The organism is Cellvibrio sp. KY-YJ-3, assembly GCF_008806955.1.
GTDB lineage: Bacteria > Pseudomonadota > Gammaproteobacteria > Pseudomonadales > Cellvibrionaceae > Cellvibrio.
Map to the genome: position 1 here is coordinate 451,751 of NZ_CP031727.1, position 24,181 is coordinate 475,931.

The following is a 24,181-nucleotide window of genomic DNA, read 5'->3' on the forward strand; positions in this document are numbered from 1 at the left end:
CCTGACTCATCCGGCGTGGGGCCGGGATTATGACGCTGATTTATGACAAAACTATATTTTTTACGCTCAATTACTATCGGAAGTGACTGGCCGAATCAAACGGGTCAACCCGGTATCGCGCAACTCACGAGCGATGTGATCGCGAATCTGATCGCCATTGGACATACTCATCACCTCTGCCAACAGCTGTTTGGCGCGCGCAAAGGTGATCCCTCTAATCACGGATTTGACCTTGGGTAGGTTCGTTGCATTCATAGATAACACGTCGAAGCCCATGGCCATCAACAGAATGGCAGCCCCCGGATCACCCGCCAACTCACCGCAAATACTGACACTAATACCCGCATCGTGGGCGGCATAGACAATGTATTGCAGGGCGCGTAATACCGCGGGATGAAAGGCCTGGTATAAATCTGCTACTTGCGCGTTATTGCGATCCACCGCAAGCAGGTATTGTGTCAGGTCATTACTGCCGACAGATAAAAAGTCCACCTTGCGCGACAACTCCGGCGCCAGATAAACAGCGGCTGGCACCTCAATCATTACGCCGACCTGCGGTTTTCGAACCCTATACCCCTCTTCGAGCAATTCCTTGTGCACACGCTGAATAAGCCCCTTGGCTGCATCAACTTCCTGCATATTGGTAATCATGGGCAACAAAATACGCAAATTGTCCAAGCCCTCACTGGCCTTGATCATCGCGCGGATTTGCGCCAAAAATATCTCGGGATGATCAAGCGTCACCCGAATGCCACGCCAACCAAGAAAAGGGTTGTCTTCCTCAATAGGAAAGTAAGGCAGGGCCTTATCACCACCAATATCAAGAGTGCGCATAGTGACAGAATGGGGGGCAAATGCCTCTAACTGCTCGCGATAAATTGCCCGCTGTTCTTCCTCACTGGGAAATCGATCACGCAACAAAAACGGCACTTCTGTGCGGTACAACCCAACACCTTCTGCACCGCGCTCCAATGAACGCACCACGTCAGCCATCAAACCGGTATTGACATGCAGCGGTAAACGGAAGCGATCCTGGGTTTCGCAGGGCAAATTTTTAAGCGCCTCCAAGCCCTTCACCAAGGCCTGCTCTTCCAGATAGATAGCCTTATAGTGCTTGCGCAGCTGGGCACTAGGGTCGCAGTACACCGCTCCCTTATAGCCATCCACAATGACCGGGCGGCCATTCATTTGCGCATAAGGCAAATCCACCGCCCCCATTACCGTGGGGATATCCATCGCCCTCGCCAGGATTGCAACATGGGAGTTTGATGAGCCCAATACCGACACCAAACCCGCCAGCTTTTCCTTGGGAATTTCGCCCAGCATGGAAGCCGTTAGCTCCTCGCCGATCAAAATAGTTTTGTCGGGGTAGACGCGAGCTTTCTGATTGGACTCTTGCAAATAAGCCAACACACGACGCCCCAAATCACGCACATCGGTAGCGCGCTCGCGCAAATAGGGATCATTCATGCTGTTAAAGATGGTTTCGTGTTCGATGATCACCTCGCTCCAGGCATAGGGTGCATTGGCACCTTTGCGGATACGGTCAGTGACTTCGCGGGCAAGCGATGCGTCATCCAACATTGCGAGATAAGCATCAAACAGCGCCTGCTCTTCGCGATTAATTCGCGCACGCAACTGCTCACCGAGGGATTTAATATCCTCGCGCACCGCAGTGAGGCTGCGCTGGAAAAAGACAATTTCCGCCTCAACATCCTTACAAACCTGATAAGGCACCGCGCGCAGATCAGCCGTGGGCGTGAACACCACCGCCTCACCTATAGCGATGCCGGATGCACCAGAGACACCGAGGAATTTAGCTTGCGTCGCCTTGGCGCCGGGCGGAACTATGCCCCCGGTAGCTTCAGCGTGGGCAATAACACCAGCCAACTGCGCTGACATAGTTACTAAAAACGCTTCTTCTCCCTCGTCAAAACGGCGCTGATCAGCCTGCTGGACAACCAACACCCCCAACACCTTGCGATGATGGATAATTGGCACCCCCAAGAAACTGCTGTAACGCTCTTCGCCCGTCTCCGGGAAATATTGATAACTGGGGTGCGCTTCGGCATGCTCCAGATTGATCGGCTCCTCACGCACCACCACGCGCCCAACCAACCCCTCGCCTGCCGCCAGACGAACCTTGCCCACCGCATCAGCATTTAGGCCATCAGTGGCCATCAGCACATAATCACCTTTGAGGTCGCGCAGATAAACAGAGCAAACCTGGGTTTTCATCACCTCTTTGACTCGCGACACAATAATCGCCAACGCCGATTTCATATCGCGCGCGGCGTTTACTTCCTGAACGATGGACCTAAGTGAGTTCAACATAGAGTCTGGATTGAGCCTGTTAAAAGATGATTCGGGTTAGCGAGCGCGAGTGCGGCGATCCTCGTGCAGCGAATGGAATAATGACAGCTCTTTGAGCGCACGACGGTAAACATCGCGTTTAAAAGACACAACCTTGCCCAGCGGATACCAATAGCTAACCCAGCGCCAGTCATCAAACTCGGCGCGACCGCCATTGTTGAGGCTCACTTTATTGTCGTCACTGCGCAAGCGCAGCAGAAACCACTTTTGCTTTTGTCCTACGCAAAGCGGCATAGAGTTATGGCGCACCAGACGATGTGGCAGGCGATAGCGCAGCCAACCACGAGTGCACGCCAGTATTTCTACATCCTCGCGACGCAACCCCACTTCCTCATAAAGTTCGCGATATAGTGCTTGCTCGGGGGTTTCGTTAGGATTAATCCCGCCTTGCGGAAACTGCCATGCATCATGCCCGCCCACACGGCGCGCCCACAACAACTGGCCCTGATCATTAGTCAGAATGATGCCCACATTGGGGCGAAATCCGTCGGAATCTATCACGGGGGGAATCATCCATATAAAGAGTTTTGCTGATGGAGCCGCTAACTGCGCGCACAAAAAAGCAGCAGCCATGTTCCACGAAATAGCGTTTTCCGCACTATATCAGGCTTGCTCAAAGCCGCAACCCTGAATCTTGGAAATGGTTTTGTGATTGAGTGCTCACAGCACTCTCGCTATCCTAGCGCCCCCTTGATCGCGCCCAAGGCCGATGCAAGCCCCACTTCGAACGACATGAGGATTACCCCTGTGGCATTGGCTATTTTTGATCTCGACAACACCCTGATTGCAGGCGACAGCGACTACAGCTGGGGCGTTTTTTTGGTAGAGAAACAATTAGTTGACGCCGAAACCTACCGGATTGCCAACGAGCGCTTCTATCAGGATTACAAAAATGGCACCCTGGACATTCGTGCCTATCTGGAATTCTCACTGGCACCACTGACCCGCTTTACTCAGAATGAACTGCGTGAGCTGCACGCGGAGTTTATGCAACAACATGTTGAGCCGCTGATGCTCAACAAAGCCGAAGCGCTGCTGCGCCAGCACCGCGAACAGGGCGATCACCTGTTAATTATCACCGCCACCAACGGCTTTATTACCCGCCCCATCGCCAAACGCTTGGGCGTAGCCGATATTCTAGCCACCGACCCGGAAGTAATTGATGGACGCCATACTGGCAAGTTTGTTGGCACGCCCTGCTTTCAATCCGGCAAAATCACCAACCTGCAGGAGTGGCTTAAACACACCAATCACTCATTAAAGGGTGCGTATTTCTACAGTGACTCGATCAACGATTTACCTTTGCTGGAATTAGTGGACAAGCCGGTGGCAGTCGATCCGGATGAGCGTCTCACCGCTATCGCTAATGAGCGCAACTGGAACATCATCAGCCTGCGCGACTAGCGCACAGGCTTGATCAGAGGAAAAACTAAGCGAGGTAAACCCGGGCAAACACGGCTTTAAGATAATCCGTTTCAGGAATAGCCGGGTGAATCGGGTGATCCGGTCCCTGCCCGCCTTGACCGATGATCTGCACATGGCGATCCAAATGGCGACCCGACGCACGCACGATTTCCAGTAGCGTGTCCTTGCCCAAATGCATAGAGCAGGATGCCGACACCAGCAAACCATCGCGCCCTAAAAGACGCATACCCAATTCATTGATATGGCGATACGCCGCCTCGCCGGCTTTTTGATCTTTGCGCTTTTTGATAAACGCGGGAGGATCAAGCACCACTACATCAAAGCGCTCCTCGGAGGCGATCAACTCCTTCAGCACATCAATTGCCTTACCCTGAATCGCCGCCACTTTGTCGGCGACACCATTGAGCTGGGCATTCTCAAGCACCGCATCGGTCGCAGCTTCTGAAGCATCGACACAGAATACTTCGCTCGCACCAGCTACCGCCGCCTGCACCCCCCAACCGCCAATATAGGAAAACACGTCCAACACGCGCTTGCCCTGCACATATTGTTGTAACAAAGCGCGATTCATACGGTGATCATAAAACCAACCGGTTTTTTGGCCGCCGCGTACTGGCGCCATAAACCGCGCGCCGTTCTCAATCAATTCCACCGACTCAGGCACCTCACCGTAGGCCACCTCGGTGTATTCAGACAACCCCTCCAAACCGCGCGCACTGTGCTCATTGCTCAGCAACACCCCCTGTGGCTTGAGCACCTGTACCAGCGCTTCAACAATCTCATCCTTCACCAGCTCCATGCCCGCACTGGCAATCTGCACCACCAGATAATCGCCAAAACGATCCACTACCAAACCCGGAAGTAGATCGGCATCACCGTAAATCAACCGGTAATAAGGCTCGGGAAATGCCATCTCGCGCAGCGCCAGCGACTGCTTGATGCGATGCACCAACAGGGATTTATTAAGCGGGTATTTCTCATCGCGACTCACCAAGCGGCCGCAAATCAAACCATTGGGATTAATCAATGCAATCCCCAGTGCCTTGCCGCCCTGTGTTGTTACCAGTGCTTGCTGCCCCATAGCAAAAGTTTTGAGCGGCGATTTATCAACATCCACTTCGTTGCTATAAATCCACAAATGCCCCAGCTTCAGTCGACGATCGGCTTGGGGTTTTAAAATTAGAACTGGCAAATTCATGATAGCGCTCATCAGGCAAAATAAAGTGGCGCGATTATAAGCCTTGTGCGACCAACACACAGAAATAAAAAGGCGGAGCGTACAAAATGATCGCGTGTCAACTCGATGCAGCCGGCAAAATGCTAAGAAACGCACAAATATCAGGATATATGCGCCAGCCAGCGCATTTTTTGAACACGCGGGACTTTATCATTATAGGGATATACGCTAACGTAAGCTGTGGCGATAAGTACCAATAAGCTCAAGAGCTTAGCGCTGATTGTTTATGCCATTTATATCATTGAATTCACTACCTGCTTCCGCCTGAACTGCAATCCAGCGCGGCCGGTAACCTAGGAAGACACCATGCGAACCCTAAAAACAACGACGATTGTCAGTGCAGCGTTTCTAAGCCTGTTACTTTCCGCCTGCGGCGGCGGCGGCAGTTCACCATTAGACCCAAGGCCAACATCTTCAGGCGCAAGCACCAGCGCAGCGCAGCCTAGCTCAGGGGCGGCGAGTAGCGTGGACACAGTAACTGCTCAAAAACTGGGCGCCGGGACCGGCGCCAACTTCCGCGAAGGCGAAATTGATGCGACCAATGGACTGACCAATCTATCCGCAGGTGGGTTCACCACGTTAAGCGTATACGTTGTAACCAGCACCAACACTCCGGCAGCAACCACCACAGAAGTTTCATTTATCTCCGATTGTGTCGCTGCAGGAAAGGCTACGTTGACAAACAGTGCTAACGCTGCCGCCACTAGCGCTAGCACGCTAAATGGTAGGGCAACCATAAATTACAGAGCTAATGGCTGCAGCGGCACAGATACAATTATCGCTTCTGCCAATATTGATGGCGCCGTCAAAACTGCACAGATAAACTTGAGCATAGCGCAGGGCACAGCAGGAAGCATTCGCTTTGAGGATGCAACACCCAAACAAATCAGTCTGAAAGGCAGTGGCGGTGTTGAGACATCATTAGTACGCTTTCGCGTTGTAGATGAAAACGGTGCACCACTTGACCAAACTTCAGTCAATTTCACAATCAGCTCCACACCGGGCGGATTGACCCTCGACCAAACTACGGGAACCTCAAATAACGAGGGTTATGTGAGTACTCGCATTACTGCGGGCAATGTTGCAACTACAGTAAGCGTGTCTGCAACAGTCGTCGGCACCAATCTATCAACCTCTTCCAGTGAATTAGTTATATCAACTGGCATTCCAGTGCAACGTTCGGTTTCTCTATCTGCCTCCAAACTTAACCCCCGAGCTTGGGACAGAGACGGCGAAGAGGTAACTCTCACAATGAGAATGGCTGACGACTTTGGCAACCCTGTTGTCGATGGAACCGCTGTTACTTTTTGGACAGAAGGAGGAGCTGTAGGCCCTAGCTGTTTAACTGAGAATGGTGCCTGTTTCGTTACTTGGCGTTCACAGGAGTTCAGACCGAACAATGGTCGAGTAACCGTGCTTGCATTTGCCTCAGGCAATGAAACGTTTACTGACACCAATTCGAATGGCCGTTATGACTCCGGCGAACCTGTTTCAAATCTTGGTGAGGCATTTCTGGACACCAACGAAGACGGAATTTATACATTGGCAATTAGCGAACGCTTCGTGGACGTAGATTTACCCAGCTACACACCATTGAAAAGAAATGACCCCGATGGCATTGATGATGGCCCAGTAGATATGAAGCAGGGAACAAGCGGCTATAACGGCACGCTTTGCTACTCAGATGATGCAAGCATTTGCACCAAAGACAAAGTTACCGTGAGGGATAGTGTCGTTTTGGCTATGTCCAGCCCCTCCGGCTACCTGACACTGTGGAGCGACCCCGCTTGCAGCTCAGCTTTTGGTGGATCCATTGCTGGGGCAAGAGGCACAGTTTACTTACTGGCTGAAGATGAAAATGGTAATAGCCTGCCCAATGGAACCAAGCTAACCATCAATGGCAGCCCTACCGGAATGACCGCAACATTAGACACTGTAGTACCTAACAGCCCCAATCCTGCATGCATCCCTATCAGTGTTGCAGCTACACCTACTGCACCTAGCAATGCCACCTTTTCAGTGAAGTATGAGACCACAGATCAGGAAAACTTTGCAGAGAACTTTGGCATAAACTTTCTGTAATAGAGCCACAGCAGCAGCCACACACAAAAGCCCCGACTAACCTCGGGGCTTTTTTTGCCTCATCAAAGTTCAAGATCATCTACTTTCACACCAGATACGGATAGGCTCAGGGGTACGATGGTTTTACAAAAAACCAATACAACCCTTTGGCAAACAAACAACTCCGATTGTTGATTGACAAACCGCATCAAAAATTGCCGAAGATAGCTAAGAATTACGATCGGATTTCACGCTGTTGATAACCGCAACTGCGCCAAGCCAACGCACAGCGGAATAATCCAAATAGTAAAATCTTGCTTGTGGGTACCGTTTTTTTGTAGCAATTCAATATCTTTTATATAGATGGAAACAATAAGAAAAACTGAAAAGAAACCATCTAATTTAGTCTTTAATCAATCCAACGTTCTTTATGACGACCGAAAAAAATGCCCATACCTTTCGATATGGGCATCGCTAAGTAGAAAAAGGCTTGTGCCATTAATTTTTGCACAAGCTATTTCATATTAGGTAATTTCTAAAAATTAGCTGGTTGTGATGTATCCATTATCCCAAGAGGCCCATTTACAATTTCCTCGCCACGCTCCGTAAGGTTCACAAGATCTTCATCGTTAGAGATATCAAGCACTGCCGCATCCCCAGAATGACCTTTCCATGAACTTGCAGTCCAGCCGAATGGCACTACGCGCCAATCTGCATACTTGGCAGTGGCAACTGCAGACTCAGAGAATCCACCACCGGCAAAGTCAAACTGAAATGCGTCGAGCTGTTCCTGCGTTGAAAAATCTACGCTTAATATCGGCTGTGAATCATCAATTTGGATATCACCATAAATTTCAATGTCATCGATTTTGATGGTGCCCGCAGGTACGTTACCGTACTGCATACCAAACATTTGTGGCTTGAGTGTACGAGAGAAATTGGCAGGAAATTCAGTCACTTTAAACTCCAGCTCTTTCCACTCACCCGGGGAAAAACTATCTACTGTTAAAGCAGGGGTATATTCAAAGTGACTCCAGTTGCCATCCTGCATAAAGAATTTCAACCAGAAGTCGTCACCAGCCCAATCAGCAGGAACAAAGATTTTCATCTTGATGGTGACGCCACCTTTGAAATCAATTTCTGCAATAGAGTTGATGTCTGCTTTATTGATAGCACCACCATCGCCATCAGGTACGGCAACTAAAAGCTCACCATTATCCATGGTGGTTACGGCTTTACCGCCATCCCAACCAGCGTTAACAAAACCTTCAGTACCCTTAGTAAAACTGGCCTTGTATTGCAGCGCAGTAATGGTTTTTGTTGGACGCGCATTTGGATCAGAGATACTGATGGAGTCCACCAAAATAGGTTCAACTTCTGTTCCCGAAAAGCCACCAATCTGCAAACCGAATGTCTGCGCAGTATTAATATGTGCAGCGCTTACCGTTTCGTTAAAGGGAACCAGTGTTTTAATTTCTGTCCATTGACCAGGGACTAACGCAGAAGCATTGAAAGATGTTTCTGCCCATACTTCCCAGCCAGCACCAAACTGACCAAAAATTTTGGCCCAGAAATTTTTACCTGCATATTCTTGTGGCAAGTAAATTCGGTAAGTTACTTCGAGCGTTTTATTAAACGGAATAGTGCTCAAACTTGAACCACTTCCCGCTGGTAACTGAATTGCAAAATCCCCTCCAGTTGGCTGCAGAGTCAATGCACCATTTGCTTGCGCCACATCCACGGAGCCAAATGCTTTTCCCCACCCTTCAGCAGACGAGTCAAAACTTGCAACATAAAGAGGCGGCACACCAGGCAAAATACTGAGTTCATCAAATTTAATTGGTGCTTTTAATGAAACGGCTTTTCCATTTGCCATTACCTGAATTCCCACTTGCTTAACGGCAGTTAAATCAAAGCTGGTAGCGCCTTCCATCAACTGTGCAGGGTCTATATCACCGGCAGATTTAGGCAGATCATAACTGAGCTTGCTCCATTGATTACTGCGCAAATCCAATGCTGAGGTTGAGCCTGTAACCAAACCATTGCCGTTGACATCCTTCAGGTAGAGCGCAAAGCTAAGCTTGCCTTTCTGTACAAATTGACCTGAACTATTTAATTCAAATTCAGCGTAGAGTTTGTCCAGAAATACATTAGTCGACAATACTGCACCGCCACGAAGATCCAAGACTTCATCCAAGGTCATGACATAAGCAGCTGTATCGCTGGTAGACACCCAAGGAAAATCAAAAGCCAAGGCAACATCACCTGCAGATTTCACTATCAAATCTTGATGATCGATAGGAGCCTCATCTGCACCACCAAAGCCGGAACCGGAAAACTCGGTAACAATAAAAGGAACCTTCTCGTTATAAAGCTGAGTCGCCGCATTTATTATTTCATTGGAGGTATCCCATTTAGGTCCGTCCGCATGAACACCAAACACCAGATTTTTTGCACTGTCAGCTGCCATTAATTCACGCGAGCGGCCATTTAAAAAGGCATTAAAATCTTGACCGCAGCTTGGTGCATCGATAACTAACGGGAACTTAAAACCTGCAGTGCGGAATTTCCGAATGAGCGCTTTGTATGTATCGATGTATTCCTGATAGCCAAGGCTATCCTGATTAAATACATCCATTACGCCCCAGCCATTGGCGATATTCACCATCAAATGTGGCTGAAAGCGGTCTTGGACCAAGATGGGAAGAAATTTTTTCAACCAGAGGTCATCGACGGCCGTTAATAAATAACTGCCATCCTCGGTACAGGTTAATTTGTTACCTTCCGCCGTTAAGGTCACCAGCGCAACCATCCCGTTTTCAACAATCTTGCTCATTGCTCCTTCAAACTGGGTATCCGTTGTCGTTTCATCTAACTGCAGGCGAATCACATTTGATCCAGCAGTTTTAATAGCAGCAATACCGTTGATGCGCGCAGTCGGGTTGGCAGCATATAAGTGATTCATGCCACGCAAAAATACCGGCTGTTTGGCAGCATCGTAAATGAAATGCTGATCCGTGGTGATTACTACTGCGTTTTCTGGCGGGCGCGGACGCGCCGATTCATCTTCAACACCCGCTTCAGGGCGAATGGTGTCTATATCTTTGCCGTCACCGCCTGCTAGGCCACCGCCACCGCAGGCCTGCAAAAGCAACGTACTCGATAATATCGCCAAGTAACATAACTTCAGTTTCATAACAGAACTCCAAATTAAATTTTTATTGTTGCTTCACATGAAGCTGCCATCGCTTGATTTATGGATGACAATCATCTGTTGTTTCATTAATAGGTGAAGGTTATACCTGCCGTATAGCGACGCTCTTGCACCCAAATTGACTGCAATTGTTCTTCAAATTGTGCGTAGCTTTTTTTGCTCTGCCCGGTCAGGTTAGTTCCACTGAGCGAGAAGCTGACATGTTGGTTAAGCCAGTAGTTAACTGACAAATCCAAATAACCGGTTGGCTCTACCCAATTGCCCAAGTTGAGAGGTTGACCGCTGGTATTGAGCCCTGCACGCCCTTCGTACTCTTCGCTTTTCCAGTTATAAGCCAAGCGCACGTTGAGGCCGTCTTTGTCGTACCAGAGGATCATGTTGCTTTGATGCTGGGAGTTGGATTGCAGTGGCAGAGACTCACCATAAAGGTCTTCATCACCAGAATCGCTTTCGGAGTAGGTGTAGTTAAACTCAATACCCGTTGAACTCAAGAATGAAGGCAGGAAGGTAAAGGGTTGTTTGTACCCTAATTCAACACCGTACAAACTGGAGGCGCTGACATTTTTCGAAACCCACACATTGCCGGTATTACCACGATCAATGCCATCCGCATCCACAAAGCTACGGCGCTCCTGAAAACTTTGCACAGCGGTGTTCACATCAATCATGAACAAACCCAAACCGAGAATAGAGTTCTCATCGAAATACCACTCGGTGGAGATGTTATAAACATTCGCTTCCCAAGGTTTGATATCGATATTGCCTTGGTCGCTACCACCACCGGTACAGGTGACGGTATCGCCCTCCAGCTGACCCGAGTCATTAACAAACATTACCCGATTGCCATTTTCGTCGGTTTTTGCGCACTGGGATAACCACAGGCTCAGACCAGCACCAACATTTTCCAGATTGTTACGCGAGGTGGTTTTGGCAGCACCAAGACGCACAATCACATCATCCTGTGGGAAAAAGTTAAGGTTTACTGAGGGTAAAACCTGGTTAAACGAGCGCTCATTGGTTTCCACATCGTATACAAAAGCGAGCTTTTGATAGTCGGCCGCACCGATGGAGTTATAGATATCCAAGACTTCCGGAATATTATTTCTATCCACCGTACGGTCAGTGCGCATCACATGCAGACCGAGGTTACCGCTGTAAGGAATACCAAAAACACCTTCTTGATTATCAAGGTTTAACTGTACATAACCCTCGGTAGAAGCCTCTTCCACTTTGTAGGCATAGGCAGGGTCATCAACCGTTTTTGTGCCGGGATACAGGCGATTCATAAAATCGAGCGGATTATCCCAAGCTGCCGGATTAACCGCCGCCACACCATTTTCGAAGCCTTTAAAGGGACCAAAATCGGTAAAGGGAACAATCAGCGGATCATCGGCGCGGAAACCGTTATCGTACAGGCCCGCGTCGCGCAAACCTTGATCCTCAAGGTTGTAATCGAAGGTACGGAAGTCGGGATAACGCTGCCACACCTGATTACCGCTATAAAGCTGATTGCGCTTGTTTAACGGGATGCGCTGGCTTCTGCCATAACGACCAGTGGGAGTTACATAATAAAACTTGGTGTATTCCGCATCGCGCACACCATAACGTGCACCAACATCTACAGAGGTGAGAATGCCCTTGTTCAAGCCATAACTCAGGTCAGCACGCAATACATTTAAAGTAGCATCAGTGTTGTTACCATCAGCCATAGCCTGGTAATAGGTCAGGTTGCTGGCATCAGCAAGATCAGCCGTGTAAGAAAATGAGGGGTAGTCGCCGCGGTAATCAACGGTAACTTCATAAGGTTTGATTTCATCCTTTCCAGGAATATTATCAACATCAACCCAATGCCAAGCGGGAGTGCCCTGCTGCAAATTGGCAAAACGGCTTTCTTTTTCCGCTTCGGCGTAGATATAACGAACACTCGCTTTAATATTGTCCTGATTGTCGTAATCCAACTGAATATTGCTGTTCAACGCACCGGTACGGTTAATTCTAGTACCGGAAACAGTGCCAAAACTGGACGAAAGCACATTCGCAACACGCAGAGCCTGTAGATTTCGGGTTTGTGTTTGACCTGCATCGTCTACGTAAGAGAACTGACCAACCGGTTCAAAAATGGAGCCTGGCAAAACAACGTTATACAGACTGTTTTCTTTGTATTGAACATCGGGAGCAAGATCAGCATATTGCTCACCAAATACGTCATCCGGACCACGCAAGTCACCATTGACCGAATAAGCCCATGGCGTGCTTTCGCCATCAAAACTGGCTTTCACGTAGCGGTCGAACTGATCCATTTTGGTATAGAAGACATCCCCGCGCAGGGTGAAATTATCATTCAAATCCACTTCAATGCTAACTGAACCACCGTCGCGCTCACGCTCCATAAAGCTACTTTCCGCGCCGAACGAAGTGGGAACTAAATACCAATCATTTACCAAATCCCCATTGCCATTAATATCAGAAGGATCAATTGGCGTACCGTTGCGCTGATCCAGAAAACCAAAAGCCTGGGTCTGGGACATCTGATAGTTGGCGTTATAGGAGGTAGAGGTATAAGCACCGGCGGTAATTGCTACGCGGTCATTAAATTTGTAGCCCAGAAAAATATTGATGTTGTCATCTGGCGAGCGATCACCAGTAGTCCCATCGCTTTTCATCTCTTTGTCAGAGCGGCTACCTTGCGACGCTTCCAGCTTCAAATTACCAGTGAATCCATCTTCCAATGAAAGTGGGCGTATGGTTTTGAGATCTACCACACCAGAGATCCCACCTGCGATGGCGTTTGCGGCCTGAGATTTATATACATCTACACCGCGAATCATGCTCGCCGGCACGTCCGAATAGTTCGCCCCCACATCGGTAATGCTCCAGGGGCTGAGAAATTGCTCGCCATTCAGGGTAGTTAGCACTTGTGGCATACCGCGAATATTGAGCGAGGTACCTTCGTTGGCCTCACGCTTGATCTGGACACCAGTTACGCGCTGGAGCGAATCGGTAATGGTCATATCAGGCAACTTACCAATATCTTCTGCCACGATAGAATCCACCACGACAGCCGAATTTCGCTTGATATCAATCGCCTTGGCTTGTGAGGCGCGCACACCTCTTACGATTACTTCTTCCAAATCAGCATCTGCCGCTGGCACCTCTTGCGCCAGCGCTGTCGTAGACAGGCCACCCAGTGCACAGCTTATCGCCAGCACCAGTGCTTTTTTTCTGGGGTTAAAACCATGGGGTTTACTCATTGCTCACATCCTCATCTTGTTATTGGTATATCTAAAAATTGCGCCGGCCGGTCAAAAGCGGGAAGCATCAAATGGAGGGGGGCTCTCACTCTGGGTTGTCGCTTTTTATTATTTGGTACCAATTCCGATTAACCCGGAGGGGTATCTAGACCTTTTGGTGACATGATAATGGAACAAAATGTAATCGGTTTCAACATCAAAATGTTAACGGTTACACTTATGAATGAGAATGAAAATAAAGAATGACAGCTAAACCCTTAGAAAAAATAGCATCAAAAAATAGTTTTTTTGACCATATCTCTATAAAAACAATCATAAATAATCATTTTTATCCTAAAAATAGATAAAAAATCCTAAGTAAACCGAATATAGATATGAGATCTGCATATAAAAATAATTTTACCGGCAACAAAAAACTCAAAATATGCTGTTCGGTTTCATAAAAAGTGTTGCCATCGGTAACATTTCTAATGGGAACAATGTGCACTCAGGGAAACAAGTCCCACATGGTTGATAGGCAAAAACGGCGGAGGGAAGGCAAGCAGCGGGAGTAAGCAGAAAAACAAAAATCGACAGCACAGGGCAAGTGCTGTCGGTTTCTGGTGGATTGGCCCCACCAGTCAAAGGGGAAAAAGCGAGGCCTAAAGCGCCTTTTCTATGGCCGTAGCTAGCTTCGTCGATTCGGGCTTGGTCATACTGCCAAAATGCTCAATGACCTTGCCATCTTTACCTAACAGATACTTATTGAAGTTCCACTTGGGTTGTTCGCTTTGTGCAGCCAGCGCCTTGAATAGGGTGTTGGCCTTATCACCCGTGACAGGTGTAGGTGAGAGCATGGTGAAGGTCACACCGTAATTCAGGTAGCAGATTTCCGCCGCTTTCTCTTCACTGGCGTCTTCCTGTTTAAAGTCATCGCTGGCAAAACCAACCACCACCAAACCTTTGTCCTGATACTTTTTATGTAGGGCTTCCAGACCTTTGAACTGGGAGGTGAAACCACAGTGGCTGGCGGTATTCACTACCAGCACGGTTTTATTTTCCATTAACTCACAGATATTGATCATGTCTTTGGAGTGCAACTTGCGGTACTCCCCCTGCATATACTCAGGGCACGCAGCGCTGGCTAGCTGTGTCAAACCTAAAGCAGCAAGGGCGATGATAGGCTTTATCAAACTGTTCACAGATGAATCCTCGTGGTGGGTGCTACCAATTAACAATGTATGGTTTCGCTTGATTTACGCAGTGTAAGCCTTTTTGGATGCGCTGCCAGCTGGCGCAAATCGACTTAACCAATCCTTACGCATTGCTGTTTTCAGCACCGCACAGCATTACACAGGAAAACGAATACCCAGTTATAAAAAAGCCAGAACAGAGTCTGGCAAGTCACGGGAAACAACAACAATTGATTGGCTAGAGACGCCAGAGCACCACAAAAAAAATCATCAGCATCATGAGGTTGATAACACGCATTAAGGATATCAATTTGTTGTTATTGCTTTGCATGAAACTTCTCACAGAAAAATAAACTCACATCAACAGTAGCAGCTGCTTTTTAGCGGGACAATGATGACTTTGCGCAAAACCAAAAGTCGAACGATGGGTGAAAAAAAATACCTCATACACAACAGAAATAGCAGCTACTTAATTCCCATTCGCGCATATAAATAGCTGCGGATAAGTTGTTGTAATTCCGGTGTCATTGTAGATAAAACACCACGCGCCGATTCGGGTAAATGATCAAGCGGGTGGCCAGCATCCTGAAATACGTAATGATCAAAAAAAACTTTCCATGCACGGCGCTCAGCCTCAGGTAGCGAACTAATCGTGAGCACGCCGTGAATAAGTGCGGCATAGGGATCGTCATTCGCTAACGCTGCTGATTTCCACCAGTAGTTAACCAAACCATTAAAAGAGTCCAACCCCTCAACACCATGCCACCACAACGAGGGAATAAAAATAGCGTCGCCAGGTTCGAGTTCGACCACTACTTTATTTTTCTGTGCATCGGCATAGCGCGGAAATTTTTGCAGATCAGGATTGTTGATGGGAACCAAACTCATGGGCTGGCCGGCGGGAGTAACATCAATCGGCCCAACGTATAAGTTGCCGATTTGATCGGGAGGAAATAGGGTGAATCGCCGGCGACCCGCAACCACCACCGCAATATTATCGGACACATCATAATGCGGCTGCACCAGGGTTTTTCCGCCCAACCACAGGCGCGGTTTAATACTATTCCCCAACAATGTCATTGGGTTTTCGTGCTTTAAACGCGGCAATAAATCCTCTGTGGGTGTGGAGCCCATATAAATTAACGGCGATGGATTTTCGCGCTGGGCCAACAGCAATCGCTCCAGACAATGAGAAAATGGAACTTTAAGTTTATTAAAGTTAAAACCATTCATGGCATCATTGTAGTGCATGCGTCCATCCGCTCCGGGCGGCGCATAAAAAATGTCAACCACATCAGCATGGTGGCCGGCACTGCTCTCCAACAAATACTGCGCAAAACCATGTGACGATTCCCTGCCCTTTTTTACCAAAGGCCACGCCGAACATAGCCCTCTGAACACACAGGGCCTGTAGCGAGGAATAATGTCATTAAAAAATAATTCGCGGTTTATATCGCGATATTCATCGATTACCATCACACTGCCCTATCGTTTTGATTACCTGCAGATTACGCCTTACAGTAACGCGCAATATATTCAGCATGGGAAGGTATAACATCGGTAGATTCGCGAATCGCTCGTGCAATATCACCAAGCATTGCATCGAATTTAACCTGTTCAACTGAATCAACCAGTGGATGATAATCCTCCACCTTCACACCCTGCCCTTCCATCACTGCAAACCAGCTATCTTCGGTAAATAACTCATTGTTATCCCGGTAAAGGCGGCCACTCTTGATATAAAGCTCCATTTTTTTCCGCAGGCCATCGGGCACATCCATAGTTCTGCAGTGATTCCAAAAGGCGGAGTCAGTGCGGGACGTTGCCTTGTAATGCAGCAGAATAAAATCGCGAATAAACTCTATATCAGTTCGCATTACATCATTGTATTTATCGATATCCACTTGCGACAAAGCACCGGTAGGAAAAAACGTTAGCAATTTATGAATTGCACTGTGAATCAGATGAATACTGGTGGATTCCAACGGCTCGATAAAACCGCTGGACAAACCAATGGCGACACAGTTTTTATTCCACAGTTTTCGCCGGATACCCGTTTTGAATTTTACTGTTCTTGGCCCTGCAAGCGCAGGTGTGGGTAAATGTTGCAACAGTAAACTGGTCGCTTCATCTTCCGACATAAAACGGCTGGAAAAAACATGCCCATTGCCCGTGCGGTGCTGCAGCGGAATACACCATTGCCAACCGGCAGAATGTGCAGTCGAACGAGTAAAAGAGGGTAACGGATGAATAACTTCCGAAGGGACTGTGACCGCCGTATCCGACAACAGTAAATGGCTCCAATCCTCATAACCTGTTTTTAATGCCTGCTCAATTAACAAACCGCGAAAGCCACTGCAATCAATAAAAAAATCGGCGCTGTGCGTCTGTCCGTCTTTTAAGGTAACTGACGTTATGCAACCGGAATCATCATCAAGGCTTACGTTTGTTATCTCGCCTTGAACACGAATAGCACCTTGCTGCTCAGCGTAATTACGCAGATAAAGCGCATAAAGCCCTGCATCAAAGTGATAGGCGTAACGAATGTCAGCAAGCGGGGAGTTTGGTAAGTTGGGTGCACGCATAAATTTGTTATGGCGCGCCGCCTGGATATTAATTGAATAATCCCCCACATCAGTATCCGGCTTAATTTTTTGCTGTTTAAGCAAAAAATTATAAAAAGCCAGTGAGCCAATGCCTTTGCCATAAACACCAAATGGGTGAATATAGCGGTCGCCAATGTTTCCCCAGTTAACAAACTCAATGCCCAGCTTAAATGTCGCCTGGGTTTTTTTCATAAACTGACTTTCATCCAAACCCAGAATTTGGTTAAAGGATGTTATCAATGGAATCGTTGCCTCACCCACACCAACAGTTCCAATATCATCGGATTCAATTAACACTATGTCGTAGCAACTTGTGCCTAACACTTTTGAAAAGGCTGCAGCCGTCATCCAACCCGCCGTTCCACCGCCCACTATGATTATCTTTTTAATTCTACGCTTGGCATTATCGTTCATAAAAAAATCCTGTAAAACTTAGCGGGATTATGGCGCGTTGCTGGCGAGATATTGCGCCAGATAAGTATTGTGATCTGGCATTGCCTGCGCTGCTTGGTACATCATGTTCTGCATTTTCTGCAACTGCTCTTTAATCCACACAGAATCATTTTGCTCGATTAAACAGCTGTAATCTTTCGGCCAGCCGAACAAGCCCACCATAAACGACAACCATGCGGATTCAGCCAGTGTTTCACCTTCAAAAAAAGGCACTCGTCCTGCTGATGTAAATAAACTGATACGGTGCTGGAGTCGATCAGAAATAACAGCCTTTTTCTGCACTGACCAAAAATCAGTAAGCGGCATGCCCGGCACCTGAAAATGAAGTGAATGGAAATCCTCCACATGATCATATTCAAGATGCGTAAGGCGATTGTACTCAGCCGACAAATGCGCAAATGAAGGCGACGCAGGAAACAGCGTCGCCAAACGCAAAGCGGCGCTTTGGGTGAGATGCAATTGATCGATGCAGGTTGAGGTCAAATCACCTGCAGAGGCTCCGATAGCCACACAATTTTTATACCAGAAACTTGCTCTTCTTCCCGGTTTTAACTGGATTGCTGCACTATTGTTTTCGAGTGAGTGGCGCGCAATTTCATACTGCGCTGACAACTCAGATAATGCCTGGTCCTCGGTTATAAAAGCAGAGTTATAAATATAAGAAATAGCATTATTATTTTTTAGGGATACGCTGCGACTCACCCCTGAAGATAAAAACTGCAGCTGATTCACAGGCGCGCCGCGAGTACCAGCTTGCATAACATCTATGCGGCGATCAACCGGAAGTGACCGGGTTGACTCAAGCCAAGTGACGGCTAACGCATCACCCATCACCGCGGCGCGCTTACCGGAACAATCCACTATTAAATCGCACTCAAGTGTTACTTGCTGACCGGGTGTGTAGTTCTCCCCTGCCGCATTGACTTGCAGCATTAATTTATCAATATTGCCTGTGTTTGCAGAAAACACATATTGCTCAATGGTTGCATCAATAAATTCAACGGATTTTTTTTGTGCATATTGTGTTAAGTAACGGGAAAATAATGACGTAGAGAAATTTAATCCATAAGCCAAGGTTGAATATAAGGATTTCGCTTCTGCTGCCGGATGCCGAAAGCGCCCGAGTGAAGCCGCAACTGCACTTAGCGAATATTGATCATATGGGGTATTGTCACCCAGAGATTGCAGGTGCGCTGCATAGGAAAAAAAGTTCATGCCCTTTAGCGTAAAACCATGTTCACCATAAGGAAAAAAATATGCAGATTTATGATGACCGGTATAACGCTGGGCCAGCGTAAATGTAGCGGCTGTTGCCGCCACAAGATCGGCCTCGTGAATACCCAGAATTTTATTGAATACCTGTATGGACGGCGATAACGCCGCGCAGCGATCCACTTCGTCTTCTTGCGCCGTTTGAATCACTGTAATTTTAACCGCTGTGTTTTCAAGCGCATTGGCCAACACTGCCGCGGTGACCGCAGCGTCTACCCCACGACCCACAATCACAAGGCTAAATATTCGAGGCTGCTGCATACTCATGAAAACACCTCGTACAGGCTCAAGGCAGCGGGCGGCCACACATTTGACATTGCATTGGTATGTTTTTCTATCGCCAGGGAATGCGGCGGCATATCAGTGCAGTAATTATTAATTTCTGCGCGCAGGTTCGCCATGTGCGAATCCAGTTCGGTTTTACTTAAACTCTCCACGGCCGGGTGATAACCTGTGGGAACTATGCCCTGCCCCAGATAAACCGCCACCCAACTAGGCTCAAGAAACATGCCTTTTTTGTATTGCATTACATGCCCCTGCTCTACAAAAAGGGCGATTTTTTCATCCAGACTGGCGGGCTTTTTCATATTGCGCATATAGCGCCAGAACTCAGTATCGTCACGAGTGGTTGCGGTGTAATGCAAAACCAGAAAATCGCGCACACGCTCATACTCCAAACGCATGTCGCGATTAAATTCTTCCGTTAACGTAATGTCATTTTGGGTGCGCGGGAAATACTCAACCAGTTTGGTGATGGCCATTTGAATTAAATAAATACTGGTCGACTCCAGTGGCTCCAGAAATCCACTGGATAGCCCTACTGCAACGCAGTTTTTATACCAGGTCTTTTTTCTACACCCGGTAGTGAAACGAATATGATTAAGATTAGCGAGAGGTTTGCCATCCAAACTCGCCAATAAATTTTCAGCAACCTGCTCTTCCGTCACATAATGGCTGCAATAAACCTGGCCATTGCCATTTCTATTTTGTAACGGAATTCGCCATTGCCAACCGGCAGCTTTGGCCGTTGCTTTGGTGTAGGGCAGCGGTGGAGACATTTTTTCGGAGGGGACAGCAATAGCGCGATCACAGGGCAGCCACTGGCTCCAATCGTCGTAACCCACCTGTAAAGTTTTCTCTATTAGCAAGCCGCGAAAGCCGGAACAGTCGACAAACAAATCCCCACCAATGGTGGAACCATCATCCAATATGACTGAGGTGATGCAACCCGAGTCAGTGCATTGATTTACCTGTTGAATTTTTCCTTCGCGCCGGGTGATACCTTTTTGCTCCGCATAGGTACGTAAAAATTGTGCGTAACGCGATGCATCAATATGAAATGCATAACTGTATTTGGAGGCCAGTGATTCCGGGTTAGCAGAGGGGTAAGAAAATTTGGACTGCAAGGCCGCTTGCACAGCCAGAGAATAATCGCCGATTGGCCGACTATCACCAGCGAGTTTTGCCTTTAACCAATAGTGATGGAAACTGACATCGTTAATTGTTCGGCCGTAAATACCAAACGGGTGAATATAGGCATCACCCAGCTTTCCCCAATCAATAAATTCGATGCCTAATTTGTAGGTCGCATTGGTTTGACGAATAAACTCATTTTCATCAATTCCCAAGGTCTGATTAAAATAGCGGATGTGCGGAACCGTAGCCTCGCCCACACCCACAGTGCCGATTTGATCGGACTCGATAAGCGTTATGTGATAATGCTGTGCACTTAAAAAGTGACTCAACGCAGCGGCGGTCATCCAACCTGCAGTACCACCACCCACAATAACAATGGACTGTACCGTTTTTTGCAACCCTTTTTTTTGCAACCCTTGTTGTTGCATCGCATCTTGCTGAGTTTTGTTTTGCTGCATTTTTTTCTCGATATAACGTAGCTGCGATAACTAACTATATCACCGAAAAAAATACGCGCCGCTGTAGCGACGCGTATTTTTCACCAAACCTACGCCGATTAGAATTGCGCGCGCAGACTTAACGCATAACGTCTGTCAGTGACAAAGTTCAAACCATCGGTTTTATCACCTTCCTGATTCAACTGATTCATGGTTCTGGTTTCGGTATTTAACAGGTTAGAAACTTCCAGACCCACTTTGATATTTTCATTGAGGGTGTAGAAAACCGAACCGTCCAAATAACCGGTGTCTTTAGCATATACCGGAGCAAACCAGTCACTGTCACGACGAGTAATCAAATATTCCGAACGCCAGTTGTAGGCCAGACGCGCCGAAATACTTTCATACTCGTACATACCGGTGATATTGAAGGTATTTTCTGAATAGGAAGGCAGTGGCAAATCCGTAAACGAACGGAAAGTATTGCGACCATCCTGAGGCAATGGCAGGCCATCAACACCTAAACGAATATCTTCAATAACATCGATACCTTCCGAGTCATTAATATCTTGCTGATCGATATAGGTGTAGTTAAGTTGCAAGCCCAAACCGGACCACAAACCTGGCAGGGAGTCGTAGAATTGTGTGTAGGACAATTCGATACCCTGGATATCACCCGAGCCTTCATTTACCGGGCCACTGAAGCTGCCAGGCAAGGTCACACCATTATTAGTAACCGGTGCAGCAAAGGCGCGCTCACGAATAATATTGTCGAGTTTCTTGTGGAATAAACTGGCAGTTAAGGAATCCGTTTTATTGAAGTACCACTCTAAAGTGACATCAATATTGGTTGACTCCTCCGGCTCAAGGAAGGGGTTCTTCGCCTGACCCGTTAACTGAACATCAGTAACACCAATCACTTGTGTAGGATCATTTGGATCAGTGATATCCGTTTTACTAATCTGCATCACTTTAATATTGCGCGTATCGGTAAGCGATGGGTAATAAAGCCCTTTGGACACGGCAAAACGCGCAATCAAATCATCTTGCAAACTGGCGGTCAGGTTAAATGTTGGCAGAACCGTGGAGAAATCCGTGCCCTCTACGGTGACACCTTCGCTCGAACCACCGGTTGCAAAATCCTGCACATTTTGTGGATAGAGCGTCGCATTATTTGACAGTGTTGGATAATTTTCAAAACCGGTAGAGGTCAATTGGTAATTCACTTGACGCAAACCCAAATTACCTTTTAACGGAATTGCCAAATCATCAAACGCATAATCAACGCGCACATAAGCTTCCTGACGCTCTTCATTGACAGCACCAACATGATTAGGCGCAAACGGTGTACCGGGAATACGGTCTGCTCTTAACCATTGTGAGCCAGTGCCGTAGGGCATCCAACCATTTTCGTAACCACGCAGTGTTGTTTCAACCAGATCTTCCACACTGGACATTTTGGCAAACCAGAATTCATTGGTATCGCCATTAATGCCTGCGCCGCGATAGAAATTATCAAATGTCACTTTTTCAAATTCGGTTGGGCTCTGGGATAAATCGGCACTGGTTCCGGAGAAGCCTGGGCCACCGGCACACCAACCACAACCACCCACTACACCCCAGTTGGAATATTCGGTGTCACGCACCACAAGATCTTTATCCGCATAATAAACACCCGCTTTAACACCGGTGATCCAGTTGTCATCTATCTCATAGGTAACGTCTGCCGAATAGGCATCCATTTTTGCATCGTTATCAACGTTTTGCTCTAACAGCGAACGGATAAAATTGGTATTGGTCGCAGCGGCACCGTTGGTGTTTGGATTTCTTACCGACGGACTGAGGTATTCAATACTTGGATTTGAACCGCGCAGATCCACATAGAATCTTGAACCGGTTGATTGCGACATAAAACTATTGTTTACAACCGTATTGGAAGAATCAACACGCTGAACATCAAGATCGATGGTCAGATTATCCATCGGACGCAGTTTCAGATTAAAACTCGCATCTTCCACCGAGTTATCGGTGTCATTGAAGCGAGTGTTGTACCACAACAAACCTGAATCCAACGCGCCAGCCTTGAAGAAACCATCTTCAATCACTGTCGGAAAATCTGCATCATCAGGATTGGTTGAAAGATTAATCGCCGTGTTACCACCGATCACAAAACCCTGCTCATAGGGTGAATAAACCACATATTCGCGTGTAATTAATTCGGCTTCGGCTTTAATGTATTCCACTGTGGCAACAATGGTTTCATCGGCATTTTGCCACTGCAACGAGCTGCCGAAACCTTCGCGGGTACGATCATTATTGGCAGTGCGAATGGAAATAACCCCAGGCATATACACCTGTTGATCTTCATAACCGTTGAGTGGTGCACCATCGGCATCTGCACCGGGGCCGCGCGAATAATAGTTACCTACACCTATACCATCGCCGCGTGTTTCAAGTTCAGATTGAATAGCGCTGACCAAGAAACCAAATTCACCAGCACCGGTTTCCCAGCGATCACTAAATAATGCGGAAGCAACCGGTGTTACTGTCTCGCGCATATCACCATAAGAGGCTTTTGCACTTGCGGCTAATACGCGCCCTTCGGAATCAAATGGCTTACGCGTAACCAAATTTACTGTACCGGCAATACCACCCGAAATACGGTCAGCGGTTTGGTTTTTTACAACCTCTACCGCGCCCAACAATTCCGGTGGAATATCCTCAAAATTTAAAGTACCCCAGGGATTTGCACTGAATGCATCGCGGCCATTTATTTCACTGCGCACGCGATCCAAACCACGCACCAATACCCCGGTACCTTCATCGGCAAAGTGATTTGGATCTTCCGACGAGGCAAAGCGCTCGATAGTAACGCCCGGAACACGCTGCAAGGCTTCCGTTACTGATTTATCAGGCAATGCGCCAATATCTGTAGCGGTAATAGCATCAATTACCGTATCGGAATTTCTTTTTAAATCCTGCGCATTCTGAATACTATTTCTCATGCCCGTAACCACAACCTCTTCCACGTCAGCCGTGGCAGCGTTATTGGTTTGCGCAAACGACGGCACACTAAGTGCCATAATCGATGCTGCAAGCAGTGAGTGTTTGAAGTGAGTGCCTGACATTGCTGCCACACCTTTTTTGCTGTTAAACATAAGTAACCCCTTTAGTTTTTTTCTCTCGCAAAAATACCGACACTTATAAAGGACTAACACTTTATAAACCCGATGACTTTCCCCATTTGCACTCGCGGCCCTGTCA

At 47.6% G+C, this 24,181-nt stretch carries 13 protein-coding genes; 2 read left to right on the forward strand and 11 right to left on the reverse strand.

Annotated elements, in window-relative coordinates; all coding sequences use genetic code 11:
* Positions 1-66: 66 nt before the first annotated feature.
* Positions 67-2,334: a phosphoenolpyruvate--protein phosphotransferase gene (gene ptsP / locus D0B88_RS02090; protein WP_151054660.1), complete on the reverse strand. Its 2,268-nt coding sequence runs from the start codon at positions 2,332-2,334 to the stop codon at positions 67-69.
* A gap of 36 nt (positions 2,335-2,370) precedes the next feature.
* Complete coding sequence (gene rppH, locus D0B88_RS02095) at positions 2,371-2,874, reverse strand: RNA pyrophosphohydrolase (protein ID WP_198284738.1); 504 nt, start codon at positions 2,872-2,874, stop codon at positions 2,371-2,373.
* Positions 2,875-3,120: 246 nt separating this feature from the next.
* Here rppH and D0B88_RS02100 point away from each other — a divergent pair, with 246 nt between their 5' ends.
* Positions 3,121-3,777 (forward strand): HAD family phosphatase, encoded by a 657-nt coding sequence (locus D0B88_RS02100; protein WP_151054662.1) that lies wholly within the window; start codon positions 3,121-3,123, stop codon positions 3,775-3,777.
* 25 nt (positions 3,778-3,802) lie between these two features.
* On the opposite strand, the gene D0B88_RS02105 is transcribed toward D0B88_RS02100, so the two are convergent.
* Positions 3,803-4,996: a class I SAM-dependent rRNA methyltransferase gene (locus tag D0B88_RS02105; RefSeq protein ID WP_151054664.1), complete on the reverse strand. Its 1,194-nt coding sequence runs from the start codon at positions 4,994-4,996 to the stop codon at positions 3,803-3,805.
* Between the two features lie 345 nt (positions 4,997-5,341).
* On the opposite strand from D0B88_RS02105, the gene D0B88_RS02110 reads away from it, so the two are divergent.
* Positions 5,342-7,117, forward strand: a complete 1,776-nt coding sequence (locus tag D0B88_RS02110; RefSeq protein ID WP_151054666.1) for an Ig-like domain-containing protein — start codon at positions 5,342-5,344, stop codon at positions 7,115-7,117.
* A 514-nt stretch (positions 7,118-7,631) separates the two neighbouring features.
* On the opposite strand, the gene D0B88_RS02115 is transcribed toward D0B88_RS02110, so the two are convergent.
* The 8 genes from D0B88_RS02115 to D0B88_RS02150 form a co-directional block, all read right to left on the reverse strand.
* Complete coding sequence (locus tag D0B88_RS02115; protein ID WP_151054668.1) at positions 7,632-10,292, reverse strand: glycoside hydrolase family 5 protein; 2,661 nt, start codon at positions 10,290-10,292, stop codon at positions 7,632-7,634.
* Between the two features lie 86 nt (positions 10,293-10,378).
* Positions 10,379-13,561 (reverse strand): TonB-dependent receptor, encoded by a 3,183-nt coding sequence (locus D0B88_RS02120; protein ID WP_151054670.1) that lies wholly within the window; start codon positions 13,559-13,561, stop codon positions 10,379-10,381.
* A 641-nt stretch (positions 13,562-14,202) separates the two neighbouring features.
* Positions 14,203-14,742, reverse strand: a complete 540-nt coding sequence (locus tag D0B88_RS02125) for a glutathione peroxidase (protein ID WP_151054672.1) — start codon at positions 14,740-14,742, stop codon at positions 14,203-14,205.
* Between the two features lie 456 nt (positions 14,743-15,198).
* Positions 15,199-16,209 (reverse strand): cupin-like domain-containing protein, encoded by a 1,011-nt coding sequence (locus D0B88_RS02130; protein WP_151054673.1) that lies wholly within the window; start codon positions 16,207-16,209, stop codon positions 15,199-15,201.
* Between the two features lie 32 nt (positions 16,210-16,241).
* Positions 16,242-17,753, reverse strand: a complete 1,512-nt coding sequence (locus D0B88_RS02135; RefSeq protein WP_151054675.1) for a tryptophan halogenase family protein — start codon at positions 17,751-17,753, stop codon at positions 16,242-16,244.
* Between the two features lie 27 nt (positions 17,754-17,780).
* Positions 17,781-19,331: a tryptophan 7-halogenase gene (locus tag D0B88_RS02140; protein WP_151054677.1), complete on the reverse strand. Its 1,551-nt coding sequence runs from the start codon at positions 19,329-19,331 to the stop codon at positions 17,781-17,783.
* Entirely contained in the window at positions 19,328-20,938 is a 1,611-nt protein-coding gene (locus D0B88_RS02145) for a tryptophan halogenase family protein (protein WP_151054679.1), read from the reverse strand. The genes D0B88_RS02140 and D0B88_RS02145 overlap by 4 nt, the downstream gene beginning before the upstream one ends.
* A 98-nt stretch (positions 20,939-21,036) precedes the next feature.
* Positions 21,037-24,075, reverse strand: coding sequence for a TonB-dependent receptor (locus D0B88_RS02150; protein ID WP_151054681.1), 3,039 nt, complete (start codon positions 24,073-24,075; stop codon positions 21,037-21,039).
* Between the last annotated feature and the right edge of the window lie 106 nt (positions 24,076-24,181).

Coding starts and splice junctions, on each gene's coding strand:
- ptsP (WP_151054660.1), bottom strand. CDS start 2,334: ATGTTGAACTCACTTAGGTCCATCGTTCAGGAAGTAAACGCCGCGCGC.
- D0B88_RS02115 (WP_151054668.1), bottom strand. CDS start 10,292: ATGAAACTGAAGTTATGTTACTTGGCGATATTATCGAGTACGTTGCTT.
- D0B88_RS02130 (WP_151054673.1), bottom strand. CDS start 16,209: ATGGTAATCGATGAATATCGCGATATAAACCGCGAATTATTTTTTAAT.
- D0B88_RS02105 (WP_151054664.1), bottom strand. CDS start 4,996: ATGAATTTGCCAGTTCTAATTTTAAAACCCCAAGCCGATCGTCGACTG.
- D0B88_RS02150 (WP_151054681.1), bottom strand. CDS start 24,075: ATGTTTAACAGCAAAAAAGGTGTGGCAGCAATGTCAGGCACTCACTTC.
- D0B88_RS02145 (WP_151054679.1), bottom strand. CDS start 20,938: ATGCAGCAAAACAAAACTCAGCAAGATGCGATGCAACAACAAGGGTTG.
- D0B88_RS02140 (WP_151054677.1), bottom strand. CDS start 19,331: ATGAGTATGCAGCAGCCTCGAATATTTAGCCTTGTGATTGTGGGTCGT.
- D0B88_RS02110 (WP_151054666.1), top strand. CDS start 5,342: ATGCGAACCCTAAAAACAACGACGATTGTCAGTGCAGCGTTTCTAAGC.
- D0B88_RS02135 (WP_151054675.1), bottom strand. CDS start 17,753: ATGAACGATAATGCCAAGCGTAGAATTAAAAAGATAATCATAGTGGGC.
- D0B88_RS02120 (WP_151054670.1), bottom strand. CDS start 13,561: ATGAGTAAACCCCATGGTTTTAACCCCAGAAAAAAAGCACTGGTGCTG.